General features: G+C 63.6%; 17 protein-coding genes. 13 read left to right on the forward strand and 4 right to left on the reverse strand.

Annotated elements, in window-relative coordinates:
• The first annotated feature begins 273 nt into the window (after nucleotides 1-273).
• The 4 genes from V6584_RS00350 (at nucleotide 274) to V6584_RS00365 (ending at nucleotide 6150) form a co-directional block, all read left to right on the forward strand.
• The gene (locus tag V6584_RS00350) at nucleotides 274-1089 is read left to right on the forward strand and encodes a carbohydrate ABC transporter permease (protein WP_340468485.1); all 816 of its coding nucleotides are present in this window, start codon (nucleotides 274-276) and stop codon (nucleotides 1087-1089) included.
• Between the two features lie 140 nt (nucleotides 1090-1229).
• Nucleotides 1230-2279: a LacI family DNA-binding transcriptional regulator gene (locus V6584_RS00355; protein WP_340469673.1), complete on the forward strand. Its 1050-nt coding sequence runs from the start codon at nucleotides 1230-1232 to the stop codon at nucleotides 2277-2279.
• Nucleotides 2280-2455: 176 nt separating this feature from the next.
• Nucleotides 2456-4504 carry a glycoside hydrolase family protein gene (locus tag V6584_RS00360; RefSeq protein ID WP_340486088.1) on the forward strand — a complete coding sequence of 683 codons (2049 nt, stop codon included), beginning with the start codon at nucleotides 2456-2458 and terminating at the stop codon, nucleotides 4502-4504.
• Nucleotides 4505-4596: 92 nt separating this feature from the next.
• Nucleotides 4597-6150 carry an amino acid permease gene (locus tag V6584_RS00365; RefSeq protein ID WP_340468487.1) on the forward strand — a complete coding sequence of 518 codons (1554 nt, stop codon included), beginning with the start codon at nucleotides 4597-4599 and terminating at the stop codon, nucleotides 6148-6150.
• Here the strand turns inward: V6584_RS00365 and V6584_RS00370 are convergent.
• The gene (locus V6584_RS00370) at nucleotides 6134-8110 is read right to left on the reverse strand and encodes a sialate O-acetylesterase (protein WP_340468488.1); all 1977 of its coding nucleotides are present in this window, start codon (nucleotides 8108-8110) and stop codon (nucleotides 6134-6136) included. The two genes, V6584_RS00365 and V6584_RS00370, sit on opposite strands and share 17 nt — an antisense overlap.
• Nucleotides 8103-9179: an SGNH/GDSL hydrolase family protein gene (locus V6584_RS00375; RefSeq protein WP_340468489.1), complete on the reverse strand. Its 1077-nt coding sequence runs from the start codon at nucleotides 9177-9179 to the stop codon at nucleotides 8103-8105. The genes V6584_RS00370 and V6584_RS00375 overlap by 8 nt, the downstream gene beginning before the upstream one ends.
• Nucleotides 9180-9826: 647 nt before the next feature.
• Here V6584_RS00375 and V6584_RS00380 point away from each other — a divergent pair.
• The 5 genes from V6584_RS00380 (at nucleotide 9827) to V6584_RS00400 (ending at nucleotide 17363) form a co-directional block, all read left to right on the forward strand.
• Nucleotides 9827-11215: an ABC transporter substrate-binding protein gene (locus V6584_RS00380; protein ID WP_340468490.1), complete on the forward strand. Its 1389-nt coding sequence runs from the start codon at nucleotides 9827-9829 to the stop codon at nucleotides 11213-11215.
• Between the two features lie 132 nt (nucleotides 11216-11347).
• Nucleotides 11348-12406 (forward strand): carbohydrate ABC transporter permease, encoded by a 1059-nt coding sequence (locus tag V6584_RS00385; protein WP_340468491.1) that lies wholly within the window; start codon nucleotides 11348-11350, stop codon nucleotides 12404-12406.
• Nucleotides 12406-13299: a carbohydrate ABC transporter permease gene (locus V6584_RS00390; RefSeq protein WP_340468492.1), complete on the forward strand. Its 894-nt coding sequence runs from the start codon at nucleotides 12406-12408 to the stop codon at nucleotides 13297-13299. The genes V6584_RS00385 and V6584_RS00390 overlap by 1 nt, the downstream gene beginning before the upstream one ends.
• A gap of 50 nt (nucleotides 13300-13349) precedes the next feature.
• Complete coding sequence (locus V6584_RS00395) at nucleotides 13350-16067, forward strand: glycoside hydrolase family 2 protein (protein WP_340468493.1); 2718 nt, start codon at nucleotides 13350-13352, stop codon at nucleotides 16065-16067.
• A gap of 237 nt (nucleotides 16068-16304) precedes the next feature.
• The gene (locus V6584_RS00400) at nucleotides 16305-17363 is read left to right on the forward strand and encodes a LacI family DNA-binding transcriptional regulator (protein ID WP_340468494.1); all 1059 of its coding nucleotides are present in this window, start codon (nucleotides 16305-16307) and stop codon (nucleotides 17361-17363) included.
• A 12-nt stretch (nucleotides 17364-17375) separates the two neighbouring features.
• Here the strand turns inward: V6584_RS00400 and V6584_RS00405 are convergent, their stop codons facing one another.
• Nucleotides 17376-17999, reverse strand: a complete 624-nt coding sequence (locus V6584_RS00405) for a DUF624 domain-containing protein (RefSeq protein WP_340468495.1) — start codon at nucleotides 17997-17999, stop codon at nucleotides 17376-17378.
• On the reverse strand, nucleotides 17996-18847 hold the full coding sequence (locus V6584_RS00410; RefSeq protein WP_340468496.1) for a hypothetical protein: 852 nt from the start codon (nucleotides 18845-18847) through the stop codon (nucleotides 17996-17998). The genes V6584_RS00405 and V6584_RS00410 overlap by 4 nt, the downstream gene beginning before the upstream one ends.
• Nucleotides 18848-19144: 297 nt before the next feature.
• Here V6584_RS00410 and V6584_RS00415 point away from each other — a divergent pair, with 297 nt between their 5' ends.
• The 4 genes from V6584_RS00415 (at nucleotide 19145) to V6584_RS00430 (ending at nucleotide 24422) form a co-directional block, all read left to right on the forward strand.
• Nucleotides 19145-20881: an FTR1 family iron permease gene (locus tag V6584_RS00415; RefSeq protein ID WP_340468497.1), complete on the forward strand. Its 1737-nt coding sequence runs from the start codon at nucleotides 19145-19147 to the stop codon at nucleotides 20879-20881.
• Nucleotides 20882-20936: 55 nt separating this feature from the next.
• A complete protein-coding gene (locus V6584_RS00420) occupies nucleotides 20937-21614 on the forward strand; it encodes an iron transporter (RefSeq protein ID WP_340468498.1) in 678 nt (225 codons plus the stop codon).
• Nucleotides 21615-21804: 190 nt separating this feature from the next.
• Complete coding sequence (locus tag V6584_RS00425) at nucleotides 21805-23079, forward strand: Fe-S-containing protein (RefSeq protein WP_340468499.1); 1275 nt, start codon at nucleotides 21805-21807, stop codon at nucleotides 23077-23079.
• Nucleotides 23080-23090: 11 nt separating this feature from the next.
• A complete protein-coding gene (locus tag V6584_RS00430) occupies nucleotides 23091-24422 on the forward strand; it encodes an ABC transporter permease (protein ID WP_340468500.1) in 1332 nt (443 codons plus the stop codon).
• The last annotated feature ends 33 nt before the right edge of the window (nucleotides 24423-24455 follow it).

A 24455-nucleotide genomic window follows, 5' to 3' on the forward strand; every position in this document is an offset into this window, starting at 1 on the left:
TCCAGCATCCGGAGGCCTCAATCAGGGCCAGGCTCCCCGAGGAGCCATCCCGATGGTGTTTAGTCAACCGATTGACGTCAACCGATTGACGTGTTATTTTTAAATCGTCAGGTCGACGGGGTCCGCAAGGTTGGCGGCCACGCCACCGCCACCACAAGGAAAGGGAAATGCCATGACACGAGGACGTGTTGGACGCAGGATGATCGCGGTCGTTGCGGCGGTCGGGACGCTGATCCTGCCGCTGGCTTCATGCGGCCAGTCAGGTGAGGGGCCGTGGTCCTGGCCATCCTCTACCCCCTCTGGTTCATAGTGATCGCCTCCGTCTCCGACCCAAAGCAGGTGGCCACAGGTTCCGTCCTCTTCTTCCCCAGGGGGATCACCCTCACCGGGTTCTCGAAGATCTTCGCCGACTCCCGCATCTGGAACGGATACAGGAACACGATCATCTACGCCTGCCTGGGGACCCTCCTGAACATGTTGGTCACCCTCCCGGTGGCCTTCACCCTTTCGCGGCGGGAGTTCAAGCCCCGGCGGGTGATCATGTTCCTGTTCACCTTCACCATGTTCTTCGGCGGGGGGCTCATCCCCTCCTACCTCCTGTACAAGCAGCTGGGAATCCTCAACAGCGTACTGGTCTTCATACTGCCGGGGGCGGTCAGCGTCTACAACGTGATCATCACGCGGTCCTTCTTCGAGACCTCCATCCCCGAAGAGCTGCACGACGCGGCCCAGATAGACGGGATGAGCTACTTCGGCTACTTCATGAGGATCGTCATCCCGCTGAGTTCGGCCATCATCGCCGTGATCGCCCTCTACTACTTCGTAGGCCATTGGAATGACTATTTCACTGGCCTGATCTACGTGACCGACACGGAGAAGTGGCCTCTGCAGAACGTCCTCCAGCAGATTCTCCTGGCCAACCAGACCCAGTCGGCCAGCTCGACCATGGGGGCGCAGGAGGCCCAGGAGGCCGCCGAGCAGATCAAGTACGGGGTCATCATCGTCTCCACCCTTCCCCTCCTGGTCATCTACCCCTTCCTGCAGAAGTACTTCAACAAGGGGGTCATGATCGGGGCCGTCAAGGGATGATGGGGGCCCTCCGCCCATAGGGGTCCCGGATCCCTTGGGGGGGGGGCGCCCAATGACGGCCCTGTGCAGGCGGGCCCATACATATAAGATTGATGTGATTCGAGGCACGGTCCTTCAAGGGCCCGGGGAGGTGAGGGATGATGGTGACAATGCAGGAGATGGCCGACAGGCTGGGCATATCAAAATCCACCGTTTCCTTGGTCCTCACGTCCAAGGATTCCGGTCGGGTCAGCCCGGCCGTGGCCGACAGGGTCAGGCGGTGCGCCAGGGACATGGGGTATGTCCCCAACCCCCTGGCCAGCAGTCTGAGGACCAACCGGACCCATATAATCGGCTTCATCAGCGAGCAGGTGGCCACCACCCCCTTCGCCGGCCGTGTGATTCTGGGCGCCCAGGAGGCCGCCCGACGGTTCGACTACATACTGATGACCGTCAACACCAACGGGGATGACGGCCTGCGGGAGTCGGAGATCGGCGCCCTGAAGAAGTATGGGGTGGACGGGTTCATCTACTCCTGCATGTACAACCAGTCCGCACGTCTTCCCGCCAGTCTGGCCGACCAACCCCTGGTCCTCGCCGATGCGACCGATGCCACCGGCCGGGTCCCATCGGTCGTGCCTGACGAACGCCGTATAGGGCTGGACGGGACCCGCCGCCTGATACAGGCTGGCTGCCGGAACATCGCCTTCATCGGCTCCCACGGGCCCATGAGGGCACAGCGGGCCAGGTTGTCAGGCTACCGTCAGGCGTTGAAGGAGGCCGGAATGGAGTATGATCCCGGCCTGGTGGCCAATGTCCATATGGGGCATGAGGCCATGGACAAGGTGGCCGACCTCTTCGAGAGGCGCTCGCCGGACGGCTGCTTCTGCTTCAACGATGCCAGGGCATGGTACGTATACAACGAGGCGGCCCGGCGGGGGCTCACCATAGGCCGTGACATCTCCCTGGTGGGCGTGGACAACCACCAGGTCCTGGCCGAGATGCTCGTGCCCTCTCTGACCACCATCGAGCTGCCCCACTATGAGATGGGTTATTGGGCGGCCTGCAAGCTGGTGTCCATGATTGAGCAGAGGGACCTCTCCCATCTGGCCCTCCCTCGGACGCCGGCCACCATTCCGTCCCCCCGCCTGACCGATGCGCGTATACACTGTCACCTGGTGGAGAAGGAGTCTGTGAGGGCCATCCCATAGATTTCTCCCCGCAGGCGGCCGTCAGGGACCGAACCGGCCGGGAGGGAAGACGGGCGAACCGGTGAGCGGGCCGATCGGGGGATGCCTGTCGGGCGGCCCTGAAGGAGCCCGCCGAGGGGACAATCCTGTCCGTGACAACCAAGACCAATACACCACCCACAACATTAAGGATCGACATGTTCCCATCGGACCAGTCCCGGAAAGCAGGCCACTGCATGTCCGGCACCAGGATCGCCTTCCAGGCGGACGGGTATCGCAGCCTGGACCTCTTCGTCGAGCGGACGGACCGGGAGGCCAGTGTGGAGGTGGAGCCCCTGGACCGCCATTCCCCCGGCGGCGACGGCAGGCATCTGCCGGCCCCCGCCCCCAGCGTCCGGACCATGCCAGCGGACGAGTACCGTCATCATTTCCAGATCGGCCTGCCCTCCGAAGGCACCTACCGGGTGGCGGTCACCGGCGGACGGGTGGCCCTGGCCTACCTCTCGGAGTGCGAAGACCTTCTGGACCGGGGGGTCAGATACCTCTGCCCGGAGGAGGAAGGCGACCGGCCGCGCACCTGGGAGCCCCGGTCGCATTTCGAGCCCCGGGCCCACTGGATGAACGACCCGAACGGGCTCTGCCGCTTCCAAGGGCGCTACCACCTCTTCTACCAGTACAATCCCTACGGCTGGCAGTGGGACAACATGCACTGGGGGCATGCCGTCAGCAGGGACCTGGTCAACTGGACCGACCTTCCCATAGCCCTTGAGCCTCAGCCGGAAATTCACCGTGACCATACCCTGACCGGAGGCGCCTACTCGGGTTCGGCCATCCCGGTGGACGATCAGGGCTGCCCCTGCAAGGGCGACCTTGCCAGTGCCCTGCGGATCTACCTGACCCGCCACCTGGCCACTGTGGGCGATCCGTCCACGGTCGAGGAATGCCAGACCACCTGCCTGTGCGCCGACGGGATTCATTTCGGCCCAGAACAGGTCGCCGTCACCAGGCCAGACAAGGCCTTCGGACCAGACTTCCGCGATCCTAAGGTGGAGACCTCAACCGAAGGGGAGGGCGGAGACCAGCTCATGGTGGTCGCCACCAACCTTCCTGCCGGCGCTGCGAGGGCCGCTCTGGGCATGGAACCTGCCAGCACCCCTCCCGACAAGGGGGCCGCCGCCGATGGACAGCCCCCGGCCGGCCTCGCAGCGGACGGTGAAGAGGGCTGGTACACCACGGATCCCACCGGCGGCCCTGCCCCCAGGCAGGATGACCGCATCCCCGTCCTGGCGGCCTTCCGCAATCGGGGGCGCTGCCTGCAGGACGGCCCCTGGGAATATGACGGGGTCCTCCTGGCCGATTCGGGCCATGGGAAGTCCACCACCTACGAGTGCCCCGACCTCTTCCGCCTGGATGGGAGTCAGGTGGCCATGGCCGGACTCATGCAGTACCGGGACGCCCAGGGGAGGTTCCAACCCATCCGCTGGTACGCCGGCAGGCTCCATGGGGACCAGGCGGGGAAGCCGGAGCATGCGGGCGGAGGGACCTCAGGAGATGCCCCCGCAGACAGCCCCCTGATCATGCCGGCCCGGGGGGCCCGCCTGGACGTGATGTCCAGCGGGTGGTGCGACTTCGGTTCCTGTTATTATGCGGCCCAGACCTTCGAGGACGACCTGGGTCGCAGGATCGCCCTTGGCTGGTTGAGCGACTGGTTCGGGGTCAGGCCGAGGGTGAGGGGGGGCGCCAACGGGGCCATGTCCCTGCCCCGCCAGCTCCGCCTGCGCCGGGGCCGCCTCTTCTCAAAGCCCGTCAGAGAGGTTTACGACCGCCTCCTGGGAGCCACCCTTCTCCAGGCCGATGGGGTGGGGGGTCTGGTTTCCAGGCGGGTGGACGGATCCTACTACGCCAGGATCGACCTGTCGGGCCCGCAGGACTTCGACCTGAGGATCGCCACCTGCGGAAAGAGCCGTCTCGACCTGGTCAGGCAGGGTGGTGTCACGGCCTTGAAGACGCAGGGTGCGCCCACCGACGGCATCGATTTCACCAGCGGCCTGGACCGCGTGGACAGGGTGGAGGTCTTCCAGGACGGGGACATCACCGAAGTCTTCCTCAACGAGGGCGAAGCCGCCGGTGCCATCCTCTTCGCGGGCGATGGAAGCGGGGTTGACGACCTGGTTGGCGATTTCGCCATGAGCACCGACGGAGGCACCTTCGATGTCAGGATGCGGGCCCTGAAACCGGTCAGGTGACCACACCCAACATCCTGCGGCAATGAGAATGTTGTAGCGTAATGAGTTTGCGTGACGATTGATTCTCAAGTTGACCGGCAGGAGGGCAAGGCATGACGGGTCGGACAGGTGGCGGCACAACCCCTTGTGGAGTGAGGGAGGGGGGCGCCGCACACGGGGCCCGCAGGGCCGGGCGGGATGCCGGCAACCAGCTGGAGCGTGGTCTGAGCAACCGCCATGTCCAGTTCATCGCCATCGGGGGGACCATCGGCACCGGTCTCTTCCTGGGATCCGGCAAGTCCATAGCCCTGACCGGTCCCTCGATCGTCCTGGTCTACATAGGCGTCGGCCTGATCATGTTCCTGCTCATGCGCTGCATCGGGGAGCTCATGTACCGCAGCCCCGACCAACACACCTTCACCGTCTTCATCGCCCGCTACCTGGGAAGGGGGTGGGGGGCCTTCGCGGGCTGGTCCTACTGGATCGTCCTCATCCTCATCGGCATGTCAGAGCTGACGGCTGTGGGCACCTACTTCGTCACCTTCTTCGGCACCTTCGGAATCGACCTGGGCAGGTGGAGGGGGCTCATAGAGCTGGCCTTCCTCCTGGCCATGATGGCCGTCAACCTGATAGCGGTCAAGGCCTTCGGGGAGACGGAATTCTGGTTCTCGATGATCAAAATCACCCTGATACTGGCCATGATCATAACCTCCCTGGTCATGGTGGCGACCCACTTCAGGTACCCCGCCGTGCGGATGGAGGGTGCCGGCCAGATCAGCCCGGCCGGCCATGCCGGATTCGACAACATCTTCAAGGGTTTCTCCATGGCCCCCAACGGCTGGATGTCCTTCTTCATGAGCTTCCAGATGGTCTTCTTCGCCTATGAGATGATCGAGATGGTCGGCATCACCGTATCGGAGACCCGCAACCCCCGCCAGGTCCTTCCCAAGGCGATCAACGAGATCATCATCCGCGTGCTCATTTTTTACGTCGGAGCCCTGGTGGCCATCATGCTGATTGTCCCCTGGCGTTCCTTCAAACCTGATGCGGACGGCAACTTCGCCTCGCCCTTCGTCATGGTCTTCCGTTATGCCGGCGTCGATTGGGCTGCCGCCCTGGTCTTCTTCGTCGTGATCACGGCGGCCAGCTCTTCATTGAACTCCCTCCTCTACTCGGCCGGGCGCAACCTCTACCAGTTGGCCGAAAATGGTGCCAACCCGCTCCTCAGAGGCCTGCACACGGTTTCGAAGCGGGGGAGGGTGCCGGCCCGGGCCATCATCCTTTCCGCCTTCCTCATCCTCCTGTCGCCGGTCCTCCACCTCCTGCCGGGCTTCGCGAACACCTTCGTCCTCTTCACGTCCTGCTCCAGCGCGGTGATCATCTTCATCTACATCCTGACCCTCCTGGCCCACAGGCGCTACAGGGTCAGCCCCGACTTCATGCCGGACGGTTTCCTGATGCCCGCTTACAAGGTGACCGGAGGAGTGGCCATCGCCTTCTTCGTCATGGTCTACCTCTCCCTGTTCTTCGCAGCCGACACCAGGGTCCCCGCCATCGCAGGCCTGATATGGCTGGTGGTTTTCGGGGGCATCTGCCTGGCAAGGCACAGGGGGGTGGAAGCCGATGACGGTGACCGGGGCCCGGCCCCGGTCACCGGGGGCATGTGAGGTCAAAGGGGAAGGCCGGCAGACCCTGCTCGTTGTAGAGAGGGGCCGGCCCCCAGCTGCGCCAGGCGTAGCGGATCCGGAAGGCCCCCTCGACCGTCGTCCCCACGGGCGCGGGCAGGTCCAGCAGGACAGCCGGCTCCCCGCCTGCCGACCTGCGGGAAGGGGTCGCTGAGGTCCCCTCCCGGCCGTGTTCGACGATGGTCGCGGCGAGGTCGAAGGTCCTGCCGTCCTCAAGCACCAGGGAGAAGCCCGATTCCCCCGCCCTCCTCGTCTTCCGGCCTTGCGGAAGGCCTCCGTCGGCGGTCGGGCTTCCCGGGCAGGTCCCCACGAAATCCAGGTGGCGGGCGTGTTTGAAGGTGATGAGAACCTTCCCCCGCCCGCTCATGACCATTTGATGAGGGGTGGGGGATCCGGCTGTGATGTCCATCTGCCCATAGACCCTGTTGAGGACCATGTCTGCAAGCCGTTGGCCTGGCGTGGCCTTGTCGGCGGGATGTATGTTGTCGAATTCCCCGCAGTCCATGGTGCAGATCGTGTAGACCGCTTCCAGGTCCTGCCCCGCCTCCCACTGGGCCTGGCGAATGACCGGCCAGTGCAGGAGGTCCCGGCCGGCGGCGGCGCTGTCGTGGTCCGTCCATTGGGGCAGTTGGACTATCGCAAAGGGGAGGGGCCCCATCCTTCCGGACGGGCCTTCGGAGGGCAAGCGCCCATCCGGCTCGCCCTTGGCCGCCGGCCTCTGGGGCCTCACGGCATTTCTCCGCTCCGACCCTGCCGCCTGGGGTGTCCAGCGGGACCGCCACAGGCGGATGAGCTTTTCCAGAAGGGGCTTGTAGTCCCGACAGAATGGCTCGTCCTCTTCCCCTTGGTACCACAGAAAACCTGCCAGGGAGTAAGGGGCCACCCGGTCGACCATGGAGGTGAACCCGGCACAGGGCCTGTACATGGAGGTGTCCGTCATCGGCGGGGGCCAGGGGCAGGGTCCGCAGGCCGCGTCCACTTGGGCCTGGGTGAGTCCGGGGTGCTCCCTTTTCGTCGTCGTAACGGACTGGTTCCAGGAGTCGAAGCGGGTCTGCCACTGCCTTGTTTCGGCCTCCATGTCCGACCGGGTCTTCCCTTTCACGGCCTGGTGGAAGCGATCCAGATAGCTTTTCCCCTCGGGGCAGGACTCCAGGGTGGGCCGGTCCAGCCAGACCGAGATGGAGGTGCCGCCTATGTAACAGTCGATGATGCCGACAGGGGTCCCTTCGGGGAGCATCCGGCGCAGTCTCCGGGCGAAGTGATATGCCACGGCCGACATGGTTCCCAGTTGGCGCGAGGAGGCGGATAACCACCGGGACCTGGCTTCGGCGGCCGGGTCCACGCTCCCGGTCTTGGGGACGTTGAAAAAACGCAGGAGGGGGTCACGGCCCGTGTCCACGAACTGCTTCCCGTCCAGGCTGTTGCGCAATTCCAGTTCCATGTTGCTCTGCCCGCCCGCCAGCCAGACCTGGCCCACCAGGACGTCGGAGAAGACGAGTCTCTCGGTCCCGGAGGGACGATCGGCTCCGGCCGCCCCGTCGGAGGTCACAACCAGGCGGTAGGGTCCGGGGCCGTCGACCGGGTCCAACCAGGCGATCCACGGTCCGGACCCGCCCTGGGTCCTACGGAAGGTGGGCTGGGGGAGGGGGTCCCGGGCCGGGCGGGTTGCCTCATGTCCCGCCGCCCTGCGCACCACCCTGCCGCTGCCGTCGTACAGCTCCACCCTGACGGCGGAAGGGGCGGGGGCCTGACCGAAGACGGGGATGGGACGCCCGGCCTGGAGGACCATGTGGTCGTCGAAGATGGCGGCGACCTCCAGACCTCCCGCCCTCGTTCTCAGTGGGCCGTCTTCCACGCCCGGCAGGGGGGCGACTGGTCCGACACCGGGGGCCGGACCGGTGGCGGGCCGCCCGCAGGGGGAGCGGTCGTCTGGCTCAGGCATTCCAGATCCCTTCGCCCAGGCTCCGGATGTAGGCGGTCAGCTCGTCGGCCATCTCACGGTGCTCGGCCACCCGGGGGTGGCCGGGGGTGGCCGACCCGTTCCGGCTGTACAGGAAGTGGCTCACCCTCTCATCCCCCACCTCCCGGCAAACCTGGTCGATAGCCCTGTCCCAGGAGAGGTCATGGATGAGGATGGTGGTGGTCAGGATGATATGGGCCCGGGGATGGAGACCGAAGAGGGTGTGGATGAACTCCACGTAGCGGGTCCGCCAGAGGCGGGCCTGGACCCCTTCATAGTCATCGGCCATGAAGTCGGCGGGGTGTGAGTCGTTCTGACCCAGGGCGACGACGATGACCTGGGGGTCGTAGGCTTTGGGATCCCAGGTCTTGACGCGGCCCAGGGCCGGGTTGTACTCCACCTTGTCCCAGATGCTCTCCATGCCCAGGTAGTCGGGTCCGTTGAACCATCCGATGCCGTCCAGGAGGGAGGCCCCTCCCTGGGAGATGTCATGCAGCTGGGCATTGAGGTTGCGGGCTGTCATGGCTGCGTAGGAGTACCAGGAATTGCTGTAGGGGGTCAGGTCGGCCGGTGGGTCTTCACGGCCCAGATAGCAGCTGGCCTCGTTGCGTTCCCCGCAGGAGACCGAGTCCCCGAAGACCTCCATCCGGCGGGAGGGGAGGGGGGTTTCGGGAGGCGTCACACCGGCCCCCCGGTCAACCTCGATGCCGAGGAGGGTCAGGTAGTGCTGGCCATCCTGCCTTTTGAAGATGACGGCCTCATGCTGGATGTCCGGCAGGTCTCCGGCGGCCCTCAGCTCCACCGGGACCCCGTCGTGGTCGATGGGGAGGCTGGTCTGGACCCCGTCGATGATCACCCCCAGGTGGCTGGGTCCGTTCTGCCTGCGGTTGATCACCTTCAGGCCCAGGCTGGTTCCGGTGAAGCGGAAGCGGACCTGGGTGTAGGGGAAGACCCAGACCGGGCCCTTGGGGTCGTCCCAATCGATACGGCCCATATACTGCAGGGCCGGGTCGTCCGGTTCAATCAGGCGGGTTCGTCTTGCTGAGGGCATGTCGTCCTCTCCTCCCTGCCGGGCATTGGAACAGCTTTCTTTCGGGAGGGGGCCGCCCCGGCTGGCCTCCCCCGCAGAAGGGGATGCACTGAAACGCATCATGTCTGCCCGCCTTCGCTGGCTACCAGGATAGCCCACGGGCGGTTTCCGTAGCACCTGGCCCCCTGCGGGGATGCAAGGATAACTGAAGCGATTCAGTGTCATTTCACCCCTTCCCGAAGAGAGGCCGCGTCCCTTGGCTGCCGACGACGTTCCCCGACAAACTGTCTGAATATCAAGGTTTTCAAAGCTCCATTGGCAGTCGGGAACCGTCATCGGCGGGCCCTGTCCTCCCCTCCTCCCTGGTGGAGCCAAGGGGGGCCGCCCCCTATTGAGAGGCCTCCAACCGAGACATGACAATAACTTAACCGGTTGACAAACCTTCTGCTTGTCGGCTATCTTTGGATGTGTTGATCCTACGGCTGCAAAGGAAGGAGTTGGGGAATCGACGGCTGTCGGGAAGATTCATCGAGGAAACCGACCGGCCGGTGGAACTTGGATGGGGCGGGATGACGACAAGGTCATCGATTCCGGCAGGGCCACCAATCACATGGGACCAGCCAAGACTATCAATGAGGAGAGTTGCTTTGAAGACTGTAAGAAAATTCGTGACAGCATGTATAGCAGGAGCCTGCGCCGCAGGTCTGACGGCTTGCGGTGGTGGTGGCAGCACCCCGGCCGCGGGCGGGTCCGAGGGCGAAGGCCTGACATATCCGAAAATCGTGCTCGGGCAGACGGGCAAAGACATCAAGACCAGCATCAAGCTGTTCAACCATAAGACCGACATGGCGGTCGATACTTATCCGGGCAAGAACTGGAAACAGTATGTGGCCGACTTCAACAAGATGTATCCGAACATCAAGGTCCAGGTGGAGACCGACACCAACTATGCCAGCGATGCCCTTACCCGCCTGCAGGGCAAGAACTGGGGGGACATGATGATGATCCCCGCCGTCGACAAGGCTGACCTGGCCACCTATTTCCTCTCATTCGGCACCAAGGAAGCCATGAGCAAACAGATTCGCTGGTATAACCAGTCGGAGTACGGCGGCCAGGTGTATGGGATTCCTTCCAATGGAAACGGCCTGGGAATCGTCTACAACAAGCGAATTTACAAGGAGGCGGGAATCACCGCCCCCCCGCGCACGCCGGATGAGTTCATCGCCGCCCTCAAGGCCATCAAGGAAAAGACCAAGTCCACCCCTCTGTACACCAACTATGCGGCCGGCTGGACCATGGGGGCCTGGGACGGGTACATAGGCGTGAATGCGACCGGCGACGCCAAGTATCAGAATCAGGAGCTCCTGCACACCAAGAACCCCTTCTCCGACCCCAAAGACGGGACTCATGCCTATAACGTCTACAAGATTCTGTATGACGCCGTGGCTCAAGGCCTGACCGAAAACGATTATTCGACCACGGATTGGGAGTCCAGCAAGGGGAAGATCAACAGCGGCGACATAGCCACGATGGTGCTGGGCGCCTGGGCCGTATCGCAGTGCAAGAATGCCGGAAACAAGCCCGATGACGTCGGTTACATGCCCTTCCCCATCAGCGTGGGCGGGAAGCAGTACACGGTTTCGGCCGGGGACTATGCCTTCGGCATCAACAAGAACTCCGATAAGGATCATCGTGACGCTTCCATGATCTTCATCAAGTGGATGACCGAGAAGTCCGGTTTCGCGAAGAACGAGGGCGGCATTCCCACCGAGCTTTCCGATACCTCCATGCCGGACGCATATTCCGAATTCAAAGACGTGAAGTTCCTGGAGGATCTGCCTGCCGTCAAGGGGGAAGAGGACCTGGGCAACACGCTCAACTCGGATTCGGAACTGGCCATCAACACCAACGGCAACGCCCGCATACAGACCATCGTCGAGCACGCCTCCAAGAAGGACAAGTCCTATGACGACCTGGTCAAGGAATGGAACGGCAAGTGGAACGATGCGCTGAAAACGGAAGGCGTCGATGTCAAATACGACACGGTCGTGAAATGACCGCAAGGTCGGTCTGACCGGTCAGGGCCGCAGGCGCGGCGGCGTCCGCGGCCCTGGGCCGTTCAGGCCTTGTATGCGGTTGGCGTCGGATCGGGCGCCAATCCGAAGAACCGATTGTGCAAGGAAGGTTTCATGACATCAGCATCCATGCAAACAGCCGCCCCTGAAGCGGTACCTGTCAACTCCAGACCGGTCAATTGGCGCAAGGTGGGCATAATCGTGGCTTTCTGCGCCATCCCCCTCACCCTGCTCGTGGTCTTCACCTATCTCCCCTTCGGGCAGATGGTCGGTTTCAGCTTCTACAGGATGAAATACATAGGGGTCCCCAAGTGGGTGGGTCTGCAGAACTACGCTCAGATCTTCACCAGGCCCGACATCCTCCCCTCCCTCAAGCTGAGCCTGTATTACATGGCGGGGTCGGTGATCCACATCTGCCTGGCCCTGTATCTGGCCACCATACTCAGTTTCCGTGTCGTGGGGGGCAACCTCTTCAAAGGCCTCTTCTTCTTCCCCTACCTGATCAACGGGATCGCGGTCGGGTTCATCTTCAAGTTCTTCTATACCAGGGGTTTCATCTTCGACAGCGTCCTGCAGTGGTGCGGTTTCAGCCTGAATTCCCTGCCGTATTGGCTCAAGGATCAGTCCATCAACAACTGGTCCCTGGTCGGTGCCTCGGTCTGGCGTTATATGGGACAGACCATGATCCTCTTCATAGGGGCCATCATGTCCATCGACAGGTCCCTGTATGAGGCCGCCGAGATCGACGGGGCCAATAAGTTCCATGAGTTCCGTTACATCATCCTCCCCAGCATCAAGACCATTCTCGTGCTCAACGTGATCCTGTCCGTCACAGGAGCGCTGAGCGTCTTCGAGATCCCCTTCGTCATCACCACCGGGGCCAACGGGACCGGAAGCTATTTCGTCCTCATGGACAGGATCGCCCACACCAACCAGAAGGTCGGTCTGGCTTCGGCCATGGCCGTGGTGCTCCTTGTGGTCATTCTGGTTTTCGCCCTGTTGCAGCAGATCTTCTTCAAATTCGCCTTCCGGAACCAGGATGACGGCACAAAGGCGGCCCGTCGCAGGGAACGCCGGATCCGCAAGGGACGCAACCGCGTGGGGGTCAAGGCGGCCCCGCTGGTCTCGCTCAAGAGGCCGGGGGCGGCGGCTCGGACGGAAGGAGCTGACTGATGTCGGACACGATCATTGAATCCCGCCCCACGGCCATCCGCAAGGACGGCCTGGTGGGATCGCGCATCAAGAACGGGCTGTTCACCTTCCTCAAGTACTTCTCCCTGGTCTTCCTGGCCTTCTGGTTCGTCCTGCCCCTGGTCAGCTGCCTGATCACCGCGGCCAAGACGGACAAGGAATACGCGACGACGACGGTGACCCAGCTTCCGGAGAACTGGTTCAATCTGGGCAGTTACATCAATGCCTTCAAGCTGTCCAACATGGGGGTGGCCTTCCGCAACTCGGCCATCGTCCTGGTGGTGGTGCTGGTGTGCACCACCCTGATAGGGACCCAGCTGGCCTATGTCCTCAGCCGGTTCACCTTCCCCGGCAACACGCTGATCCGCGGGCTGTTCACCGTCGCCGCCCTCCTGCCCGGCATCGCCATGCAGGTGGCCCTCTACAAGATCATGGTCAACCTCCATGCGGTCAACTCCCTGTGGGGTTACATGATCATGTCCATGGGGACGGATGTCATCTCGATCTACGTCTTCATCCAGTACTTCGAGAACATCCCCATCTCCCTCGACGAGTCGGCCATAGTGGACGGGGCCTCCTACTTCACCGTCTACTCGCGCATCCTCCTCCCCCTGCTCAAGCCGGCCATCGTGACCTGCGTGATCATCAAGGGGGTCGGGGTCTACAACGAGTACTATGCCGCCAATCTGTACCTGCAGAGCCCGGAGCTGAAGACGGTGGCCATCGCCCTCTACACCTTCACCGGCCCGCAGGGGAGCAAGTACAACCTCATCTGCGCCGGGGTCATCCTGACCCTCCTGCCCATGCTCGTCCTCTTCCTTCTCTTCCAGAAGCAGATATACAACGGCATCGCCGCAGGGGCCGTCAAGGAATGAACCGCAGAGCCGACAACATCCCGGAAGGGGAAAGAAACCGCATGACCCACATGCCAAGCACATTCGTCCCGATCGATTCAGGCTGGACCGTAAGGGCCCTCAACCCCCAGGAGGCCCCGGCCGACCTGCGTGACAGGCTGGCCCGGGGGGTCCCGGCCCGGGTCCCCGGGGAGGTGACCCTTGACCTGGTCAGGGCCGGACTCATCCCGGACCCCTTCGACGGGGCCAACGAGGAGAGCCAGCAGTGGATAGGCGACATGGACTGGTCTTACTCCTGCCTCTTCCGATGGGGGACCGGGGGCGAGGACAGGCAGGACCTGGTCGCCTACGGCCTGGACACTGTGGCCTCGGTCAGCCTCAACGGAAGGCCGGTGGCCCATACCTGCAACTATCACCGCTCATACCGCTGGCCGGTCGACGGCCTCTTGCAGGAGGGGGAGAACAGGATCGAGGTGGCCTTCTCCTCGCCGGTGCGCCACACCGAGGACATGGAGGCCCTGAGAGGGCATTACTTCCATACCGAACACCACGCCTTCAACCAGCTGCGCAAACCGGCCTACCAGTTCGGTTGGGATTGGGGGATAGACGTGGCCAATGCCGGGATTTGGCGGCCCATCGGCATCGACTCCTGGTCCGGTGTGCGGATTCGGGCCGTCCGCCCCCTGGTCGACGTGGACCCTGACGGCGACGGCCTCCTGAACGTGACCTTCGATGTGGAGCGGGCAGTCCGATCAGGGGAGGAACCGGTCCCGTTCGTCCTGCACCTGCACGGGCAGGGGACGGACCTGACCTGCCGGGGCCAGGTGGAGGCCGGCCGCAGTTCGGCCGCGATCAGCCTCAGAGTCCCCCGGGTACGTCTGTGGTGGCCGGCCGGCTATGGCGACCACCCCCTTTACGATCTCGAAATCAGGGCGGGAGAAGGGACGGGCCGGTCGTGCTGGCAGGGCAGGGTGGGCTTCCGCACCGTCCGTGTCGACACCAGGGCGGATGGGGAGGGCAGACCCTTCCAGATCATCGTCAATGGCCTGCCGATCCATGCCCGCGGTTACAATCTGGTCCCTCTGGATGCCTTCCCCTCCAGGGTCGGCCCGGAGGACTGCCGTCGCCGCATCGAGGACCTGTCGGAATCCAACTCCAACATGGTCCGGGCATGGGGAGGCAGCGTCTACGAGAGTGACGACTTCTACGACCTGGCCGACGAGGAGGGGATCATGGTCTGGCAGGACTTCATGCTGGCATGTGCGGCCTACCCCGAAGATGCGGCCACCCGGGCGGAAGTGGAAGCCGAAGCCGTGGAACACATCAACCGCCTGTCGTGTCACCCCAGCCTTGTGGTCTGGAACGGTTCCAATGAGAATTACGTGGCCTACGCCCAGTGGGCGGGGTTCAAGGAATCACTCAGGGACGATGATCTGCCGGTCAACGAGTACGGGTATGGCGAAAAGGGATGGGGCGACCTCTACTATTCGCATATCTTCCCCGCCCTGCTGGCCCGGCTGGACCCCACAAGGATCTACCTGCCCAGCTCCCCGATGAGTTTTTCCAAATACGTCGACGCCAACCAAGACACTGACGGGACCATGCACATCTGGGATGTGTGGAACCGGGCCGACTACCGCAGGTACGCCGACTACAGGCCCCGCTTCGCCGACGAGTTCGGCTACCAGGCCCCCCCGGCCTGGAGCACCCTGACCCGGGTGGTCCACGACAGCCCCTTGGACCCCTTCGGCCCCCAGATGCTGGTCCACCAGAAGGCGGCGGGAGGCAATATCAAATTGGCCAGGGGGATGCGTTCCCACCTGACTCCGGGCGACTTCGACGATGTGAGTTACACGGGGCTGCCTGACGGCACCGGACCGGCAACCCAGCGTGAGCTGCCCGACGGGAGCCGGACCGACGGAGGGCACTCCTGGCTCATTCCAGGCGACCGCTGGGCGGATATGGAGGACTGGCACTGGGCCTGCCAGCTGCAGCAGGCGCAGGCCATCCGGTTCGGGGTGGCGCACATGCGCTCGCTGGAGCCCTTCAACGCGGGCGCACTGATCTGGCAGCTCAATGACGACTGGCCCGTGGTCTCCTGGGCGGCCGTGGATTATGACGGCCACCGCAAGCCCCTGTGGTACGTCTCCCGGGACGTCTTCGCCCCCTGCCTGGCCACCATCCAACCCAGGGTCTCCCAATCCCGCAGGGCGGAACACAGCTGGGAGGGTTCGCCCGTCGGGCCCGACCGTCTGGCCCTGGTCCTGGTCAACGACACCAGGACGCCGTGGAAGGGGTCCTGGAAGGTGACCCGACAGACCATCGATGGACAGGTTCTGGCCGCACAGGACCTGGAGGCCGATCTGTCGGGTCCGGGGCAGGCCTGTCTCCTTCTGGACCCGCAGGTGGCAACCTGTGATGACCCTGCCAGGCAGGTCCTTGTCGCATCGCCGGCCGACGACCGGCAGGGCCCCTTCTCCCGGGTCATCTACAATCCGGCCGAGGTGGTGGACCAGGCCCTGGACCCCTCCCCCCTCCAAGGGCATGTGGAAGCTGTCGAACATGGCTACCGGCTCACCCTGGATGCCCGGTCCTATGCCCGTGACATCTTCTGCATGGTGGACAAGGTCGATCCTCAGGCCCGCATCGACGGCGGCATGGACACCCTCCTGCCGGGTGAGTCGCTGGTCTGGAGCATAAGCACGGAAGCGGTTGTGGACCCATCGGCCTTCCTGGACCCCAGGGTCCTGCGCAGCGCCAACGATTTGAAGGCGGCCAGACGGGGTTAGCCGCCGGTCCCGGCCCTCCCCGGCCCTCGGTCCGGCAAGAGGTGCGGGGGTCGGGAAACCCCGCACAGCCATGGTCGACCCGGCGTGACGGGTCGGTTCGGCCAGGGCCTTTCAGTCCCTCAACCCTATACTGGCGGTACCGTATCTGGTGGCATCGCTTCGCGTTCGGCCGCTTGCGCCCTCCTTGCCGCCAGGAGGGAACTCTGCCATCATCGTTTCACGGGAATGGGGGACAGCATGACGCTTCCGAAGTCCAAGACCACGATTTCCGATGTCGCCAAAACCGCCGGGGTCTCCAACAGCGCCGTCTCATACGCGCTCAACGGGAAGCCGGGGGTGTCCGAAGACACCAGGGCCAAGGTGCTCGACGTGGCCGAGCGCCTTGGCTGGCGGCCCAACAGCGCCGCCAAGGCCCTTTCGGATGCCAAGACGCACAATGTCGGCCTGGTGCTGACCTACGACACGGGAGTCCTCTCGGTCGAGTCCTACACCATGGAGCTGATTGCCGGTCTGACGGCCGAATTGGAGACCGAGGGTTACTCGCTCCTCCTGCGTTCCTCCCCCAGTCACGTGGAGGAGAGGTCCATTCTCAAGGAGTGGATCGCCGCCGGGGCTGTCGATGCGGTCCTGATCATGAACGTGGAATTGGGAGACTCCCGCATCGACCTCTTCAAGGAAAAGCCCACCGTGCCGGCGCTGGCCCTCTGTGACGCCTCCATGGCCGGCGGCCTGCCGGCCCTGGCCGACGACGAGGGAGGTGCCGCCCACCTGATAGTGGACTACCTTCATGAACTGGGCCACGAGTACATCGCCCGGATTGCAGGCCCCGAAATGCTGGAGCACACCTTCATACGCGACAACGCCTTCGTGGACGAGGCAGCTGAGCTGGGGCTGCGGTACAGCTGCTTCCATACGGATTACTCCCCGCAGGGAGGGGAACGGTGCACACGTCGCCTCCTCTCCCTGCCCGACCGGCCCACGGCCATCGTCTACGACAACGACGTCATGGCCCTCTCCTCCCTGCAGACCATCGGGAAGATGGGGTTCAGGGTCCCTGACGACCTGTCGGTCGTTTCGTGGAACGATTCCTTCATGTGCGAGGTGAGCCGGCCAACGATAACAGCGCTCAACCGGGATGTCGTCAGGAGGGGGTCCAAGGCGGCCACGATGCTCCTCTCCCTGATCGACGGCCGTCAGGTCGAGTCGGTTCAGCAGGAAGACAATGAGCTCATCTTCCGCCAGTCCAGCGGTCCTCTGGGGGTTCATCCCCGTCGGGGGCAGGGCCACATGGAGTGAGGCCGCCGGTCCCTATCCCCGTCCTATCCCCGCCCTGTCCATGAGGACCGTGTCCAGCCAGGCCGAAGCCGAGGTGAGGATTATGCTCCAGAAGAAGACCGTGAATGGCAGACCCCCCGGTATGAGGACGGAGACCAGGACGGGCAGGACCTGGAGGGCGGTCATTACCAGGGCTGTCAGGGGGTGGAGGAGGGCCAGCCGGGCCGACCGCTTCACCTGCTTCCAGGCGGACAGGCCGCCCGACGAGGCAAGGGGGAAGACGAAGGCCGTACCGGCCAGAACCAGGCAGATCAAGGTGAGGGTGACCCCATAGGCCAGGGAGGCCAAGTCCGTGTCCTCCATGGCCCTGGATGCGTACCAAAGGTCGAAGGCCGACAGGCCGATGAAGGTCAGGTAGAGGAGGGTCAGGACCAGGGAGGTGGTGAAGCGCCGGCCAAAGGCCCTGAAGAAGCGGCTCAGGATGTGGGTGTCCTCCTGACGGCGCAGCCCCTGGACCAGGTCGAACATGGCCGATGTGGAGGCCCCTATCGTCACGATGGGCAGGCAGCAGACCAGCCAGATCATGTTGACCACTGCCAGGTCGCCCAGGGTCGACATGAAGTCGTTGAAGGGGCTGTCCTGTCTGAAGGCTTTCACTGACCCACCCCTCTCCGGCGCTCCTTGTCGGTCCCCTTGTCGGTCCCCCCGTCCAGGTGCCAGCCGGGCAGGTGTCCGGCCCCGGCCAGGAAGGCTTCGGCGGTATGGCGATGGCGGGTGTTGCCGACGATGCCCACCAGGACCCTCCCCTCTGCCCCCTGCCCGGGAGCGCCCTGCCGGCCGTCGCCGGCGGCGGCATCGATGTGGTAGGCCACCCCGTAGGGGGCCAGGGGGCCCTTGCCGGAACCGTCATAGTCCATGTCCTGGTAGTCCCCGTCGTCGAAACCGGGGTAGGAGGCCACAGCCCCTTGGAAGTCCGCGGTTCGGGAGGCGGGGAGGGGGGACAGGTAGCCGAACCCCGCCAGCAGGGCGAAGGTGTCTGCCGGTGCCACGATCAAATCGACGGCTTGGGAGTTCAGCATGGTCTGAAGTTTGTTCAGACCGTCTTCCGCCATGATGAAACCGGTGTCGACCACAAGGCCGTCACGATGTCCGCTGGGCATTCCCAGGGACTTGGCCGCCTCATCCTGGAAAGTCTGGCCGCCCTCCGGTCCCAGGGCCCTGTCGAAGGCTGCAAGGTAGAGCCTTGGGCCGGGTGGGGGGCTTATGAGATGAGCGAGGAGGAACCCTATGACCGCCAGTGCCGTGACGGCCACCAGGAGCCGGGCCAGAAGTTCCTGCCGGAAGTAGGGCCACCGCCTGTCCGGGGGGAGGGAGACCAGGGTCCTCCACCTGCCTTGCGGAGGTTGCGATGAACCTGCCAGGTCGAGGACAGCCTGCGTCCGGCCCGAGGCTGCGTTCGTGGCCTGGGGCCCAGCAGGCCCTCTCGGGTCTTCCTGTCGGTCCATGGTCGCCTCCCGCTTCCTCGTAGACGGATGGGTCAAAGGAGGGAATCCGCCGTTGGCAATCAGTATAGGTCATCAAGGGGGTTGACTGTACCGATTAAGTCATACTGGTACATGGATTATCGGTCTGTGCCTTCCCGGCTGCCATCCGGAGGCTCCTCCCCCACGAAAAGGAGTCGTATACCGCTGGGCTCCACAAAAGTCAAGTCTGTTTTTCCCGGCAATTCGGCGATAGATTGTCCCATGTACGAGCCGGGTCTTGGAATGCCCGGCGGAGGCTGCGGTGAGAGAAGGTAGGAGATGCCCGTCGGGAATGCAAAATCCGGGAAGTTGGCCCGTCCGGCCTCCGTCCTGGCATGTCTTTGCCTTCTCCTTCTCGCGGTCTTCCTGCCCGGTCTTTCCGCCACTGCCGCACCCGCCCCCGGTGATGACACCTGGTCCCATGTGGCCCAGGGGGTCTTCGATGAACTGGAAGAGGGGCGGAAGGCTTACGGTTCGGGCGATCAGGCCGGGGCCGCCTCCGATTTCATGACCGCCTACAATACGGAGTATGTGGGCACCAGCTTCGTCAGCGCCCTGACCGATCTCCTCGGACAGGACCGGAAGGTGGCACTGGACAAGCAGTTCCAGACCCTCCAATCCCTGCCATACACCCCTGACAGCCAGGTGGCCATAGACGGTCAGATACAATCCATCAAATCCGCCCTGAGCGAGGCGGCGACCAAGATGGATGCCGACCCCTCCCTGGCCAAGCCCAATGAGTACGTGAAGGCCCAACAGGACAAGATCAAGGCGGAGCGCAAGAAGCTGGATGCCGCCAAGGTCCATAAGAACAACGGGAAGGGCGACAAGACCTGGACCGAGGTCGCCAAGGAGATGACCCCCATCCTGGATGAGGCCTACCGGCAGGCGAAGCAGGGCCAGGGCCGCAAGGGGGCCGACCTGGTCAACAAGGCCTACTACCAGTATTACGAGAAGCTGGGCTTCGAAAAGAACGTGATGAACGCCATCAGCGGCAACCGGGTTTCGGAGGTGGAGTACCAGTTCAAACAGTCCCGCATGGCCATGAGCGGGGGCGAGTCGCCCGAAAAGGTCAAGACGCTGGTCGAGGACCTCAAGAAGATGCTGGTGACGGATGCAGCCGAATTGGATGGGGGCGCTGCCGGTGATGTGAGCGGCCTGACGACCTTCTTCACCTCGGCCTTCGGTCAGGCCTTTGTGGTCCTGCTGCGCGAGGGGCTGGAAGCCATCCTGGTCGTCGCCGCCATCATCGCCTATCTGGTCAAGACCGGTTACAAACACACCATCAGCTACATCTACTGGGGAATCTTCGCAGGCCTGGCGGCCAGCGGTGTGGTGGCCATCCTTTTCACCCTCCTCTTCAACGGCAACGGCCCCGAACAGGAAATCCTGGAGGGGGTGGTGGCCCTGGTCGCCATGGTGATGCTTCTCTATACCAGCAACTGGATGCTCTCCAAGTCCTCGGTGGAATCCTGGAACAGGTACATCAAGAACAAGACAGTGGCGGCGATTTCCACAGGGTCCGTCGTATCCCTGGCGATGCTCTCCTTCCTTGCGGTCTTCCGAGAAGGCGCGGAGACCGTCATGTTCTACCAGGCCATATTCGCCATGGCCCCCAGCGGGACACGTGAAATCTGGATGGGCTTTGCCGCCGCGGCCGTCCTCCTGGTCATCATCTTCGCACTGATCCGATTCACCTCCGTGAGGATACCGATCAGGCCCTTCTTTATCATCACGAGTGCCCTCATGGCCATCATGGTGGTCATCTTCGCCGGTGGCGGCGTCCATGCCCTGATCGAGGGTGACCTGGTCCCGGCCACCTACCTGCCCGGGGTCCCGACCAGCGATTGGATCGGGCTCTATCCCTACGTGCAGACCATAGGGGCCCAGGCGCTCGCACTGGTTGCGGTCGTGGCCCTCTTCGCCGTCTCCTACGTGAGCAAGCGGCGGCACGAAGGTGAAGGGAAGGCCTCCACGGAGGACAGGGACCGGCCCGCCACCCAGATGGACCGTTAAGACGTAAGCCCGGGCACAGGGCTTATACAAAGATCAACCGAACAAAGGAAAATCAATGAAGCATGGAAAACTTGCAGCCCTGGCGGCCCTGATGCTTTCCGGTGTGCTGGCCCTGTCCGGGTGCGGCGGATCCAACGCCCAAGGGGTGAAGGAAGCCCCGTCCGCAGGTGCCACCGCCTCGAAGTCCAAGGAGGATGACAAGGCCAAGGACGACAAGGCCAAGGATGACGATAAGTCGAAGGACGGCGGCAAGTCCGCCGGATTCGAAGAGATCCCCATCCCGCCTGAGGACCAGCAGAAGGGCCCGCTCAACATCGGCACGGTCTTCTTCCAGCCGATCGACATGGAACCGGCCAGCATGGGTCTGAAAGCGGCTGATTCCAGCCTCCATCTCGAGGCCGACATACACGCCTTGGAGAACAACGACCTGGGGTACGCGAAGGGCGACTTCGTGCCGGACCTGACCGTCAACTACACGATCCAGGACAAGAGCGACCCCAACAACAAGCAATCCGGCACCTTCATGCAGATGAACGCCTCGGATGGACCCCACTACGGTGCCAACATAAAGTTGGACAAGGCCGGCTCCTACAAGTTGACCTACTCCATCGAATCCCCTGCCAAAAAGGGGTGGATGCTCCACGTGGACCCGGAGACCGGTGTCAAGGGCCACTTCTGGAACGAACCCATCGTGGTCAGCTGGGATTGGGACTACACACCGCACCAGTGGTGATCGATCACTTCGGGCGATAGGGGGTCGGTCCCGTTCCGGCCCCCCTGCCGCCCGGGTCGTGTTTCGGGCGGTTCCCTCTCGGCCCCCCGCCCCCGCAGATGGGTGTGGGGGGCCGCCTGGGAAGGTGACCGGGGCAGGGAATCAAATTCAATGACAGCGCACGTTCTGATGTGCGGGAAAGGTGGTCGGGATGCTTGAGCAATTCGTCACGGTCCTGCCAGGTACGCTCGCTCCCGCCCTCCTGGTCATGGTCTTCAGTGTCCTTCTGTCGGTCGGGGAAGGGCGGGACAAACCGTTCAGCTCCTCATGGAGGGGATGGGGGCTCGCCCTGGGGACGGTTGCAGCCGTGGTCTTCGCCCTCCTGCGCGCGACAGCGGTCCTCGACAGGAGGACCATGGTCAATTACCCGACCCTGATCGCCTGTGTGGTGGTCGATATTGCGGCCTTGACCGTGGTCCTCCTTGCGCGACGGGTCACGGAGGATTGGCACCAGCACCGTGTCCTCCTCCACCTGTCGAACGGTACCGCCGCCCTGGCCGTCTTCCTGACGGTCTTCCGGGCCCTGCCTGATGTGATTCTCAGGCTGACGGCCTTCGTCGAGCCGGGGGCGCCGGTATTCACCTCGGACATGCTCCTGCGGGCCCTCGGCTTCTTCCTCGGCATCCTCGCCGCCATCGTCGTGGCCGCGGTGTTCAGGACCATGAGGGCCACATGTTCCTACCGGGCCTTCACTGTCACCTCTTTCCTCCTGGTCTTCCTCATCCTGGTGCAACATGCCACCGACCTCTTCGCCATCATGCAGACGACCGGCGATCTGGTGCTCCGGGGGACCGCGTTCAGGCTGATGTCGATCTTCTATAATTCCAGCCTGAAACTCGTCCTGGCTCAGACTTGCATTTTCCTCATACCTGCCGCCGCCTGCCTGATCGCCGGTTTCCGGCTCCCCCTCAATGGGGAGGATGCGGCTCACACCCGTTTGAACAAGGCCTTCAAGCGCAAGGCCTTGGCCTCGGCCGTCTGGAGCCTCGTGGCCATGATCGGCGTCACCCTGACCCTCACGGTCGGCGTGGCCCAGGTGAACAAGGTCCCGGTCCTCTCCCCCCCTGAGGAGTATTCGTTGAGCTCGGGAACCGCCACCATCCAGTTCGCCAAGGTGGATGACGGCCATCTTCACCGCTTTGAGTACAAGGCCAAGGACGGCACCGTCATGCGCTTCATCATCATCAGGAAGCACGGGGCGGCGTACGGAATCGGTCTCGACGCCTGTGAGAACTGCGGTGATGCCGGTTATTACGAAAAGGACGGCAAGATCATCTGCAAGAAGTGCGACGTGGCCATCAATCTCGCCACCATCGGCTTCAAGGGGGGTTGCAACCCCATACCGCTGCCCTACAAGACCACCAAGGGAGCCATCCTGATCCAGACGGCCGACCTTGACGCCCTGTCCTCACACTTCAAGAGTTAGGGGCCGTTCGCATGTTCTTTCTCAGGATGATAGCCAGGTCATTCAGCAGGCAGTTCAGCAAGAGGATCCTGATTGCTGTCACGGTCTGCCTTTCCGCATGTGTGGCCGTGGCCATGCTGGGGGTGGTCTTCGACGTGGGTGACAAGTTGAATGCGGAACTGTCGACCTATGGCTCGAACATCACCGTCCAGCCCAAATCGGATGCGGTCGTCTCCGACCTGTACTCCACGGATCAAACAGGCCGGGACCAGGATGGCTCCGCGCAGGCGGGCGGACAGGGCGACCTGCCGGGGGCCTATCTCAAGGAGTCGGATGTGCCCAAGATAAAGACCATTTTCTGGGCCTTCAACATCACCGACTTCGCGCCGCAGCTCAACATCAGGACCCAGGTGGACGGCAATCGCGTCCCGGTGGTGGGCACCTGGTTCGGCAAGACGATCCGGATGGACAGCGGGGAGAGCACGGTGGCCGGTGTCAAGGGTCTGCGTCCCTGGTGGAAGGTGGAGGGCCGTTGGGCCCGGGACCCTACAGCCGGTTCCCAGCCGGAGGCCATGATCGGCAAGGACCTTGCCGCCCGGTTGGGGGGCAAGGCGGTCGGGGACCAGGTGACCATGTCGATGGGGGGCAGGAAGGTCGCCGTCACCATCGTCGGGGTGTTCGACTCCGGTGACGACGATTCAGGGGCCCTGTACGTCCCCACGGCCACGGCGCAGGAAGTGGCCGGTCTGAAGGACCAGGTGGACCGGGTCGAGGTCAAGGCCCTGACAACACCTGAGAACGATCTGGCCCGCAAGGCCGCCCGCAACCCGGCCGCCCTCTCCCAGGACGAGTGGGAAACCTGGTATTGCACGGCCTATCCTTCGGCCATCGCTTACCAGATCGAGGAGGCCATCCCCGGGACCGTGGCCAAACAGGTCAGGCAGGTGGCCGCCCTGCAGGGCGATGTCCTTCAGAAGACGCAGGCCGTCATGATTCTCATGACCGTCCTCAGCCTCCTGGCCGCTGCCATAGCCGTGGCGAATCTCATGGCAGCCACCATTTCTGAGCGGTCGTCCGAATTCGCCCTCCTCAAGGCCATCGGGGCCACCGACGGGGCCGTCTCCCGCCTGGTCCTGGCCGAAACCGCCGTGATCAGCCTGGTGGGCGCACTGGCAGGCGCCCTCCTGGGTTCAGGGGTGGCCCAAATCATCGGCCGTGTGGTCTTCGGCTCCGGCATAACCATGCGTCCCATGGTCTTTGTCCTGGTCTTCGTCCTCCTCACGCTGACCATATTGGCCGCCTCGGTTTCGTCCATACGTTCCATACTGCGGCTGCGACCTGCGGAGGTGCTTCATGGCAGGTGAGATGAGAGAGCCCGGTGTCGGCAGAGGGCACCG

Origin of the sequence: Bifidobacterium favimelis, assembly GCF_037963085.1 — a bacterium.
Taxonomy (GTDB): domain Bacteria; phylum Actinomycetota; class Actinomycetes; order Actinomycetales; family Bifidobacteriaceae; genus Bombiscardovia; species Bombiscardovia favimelis.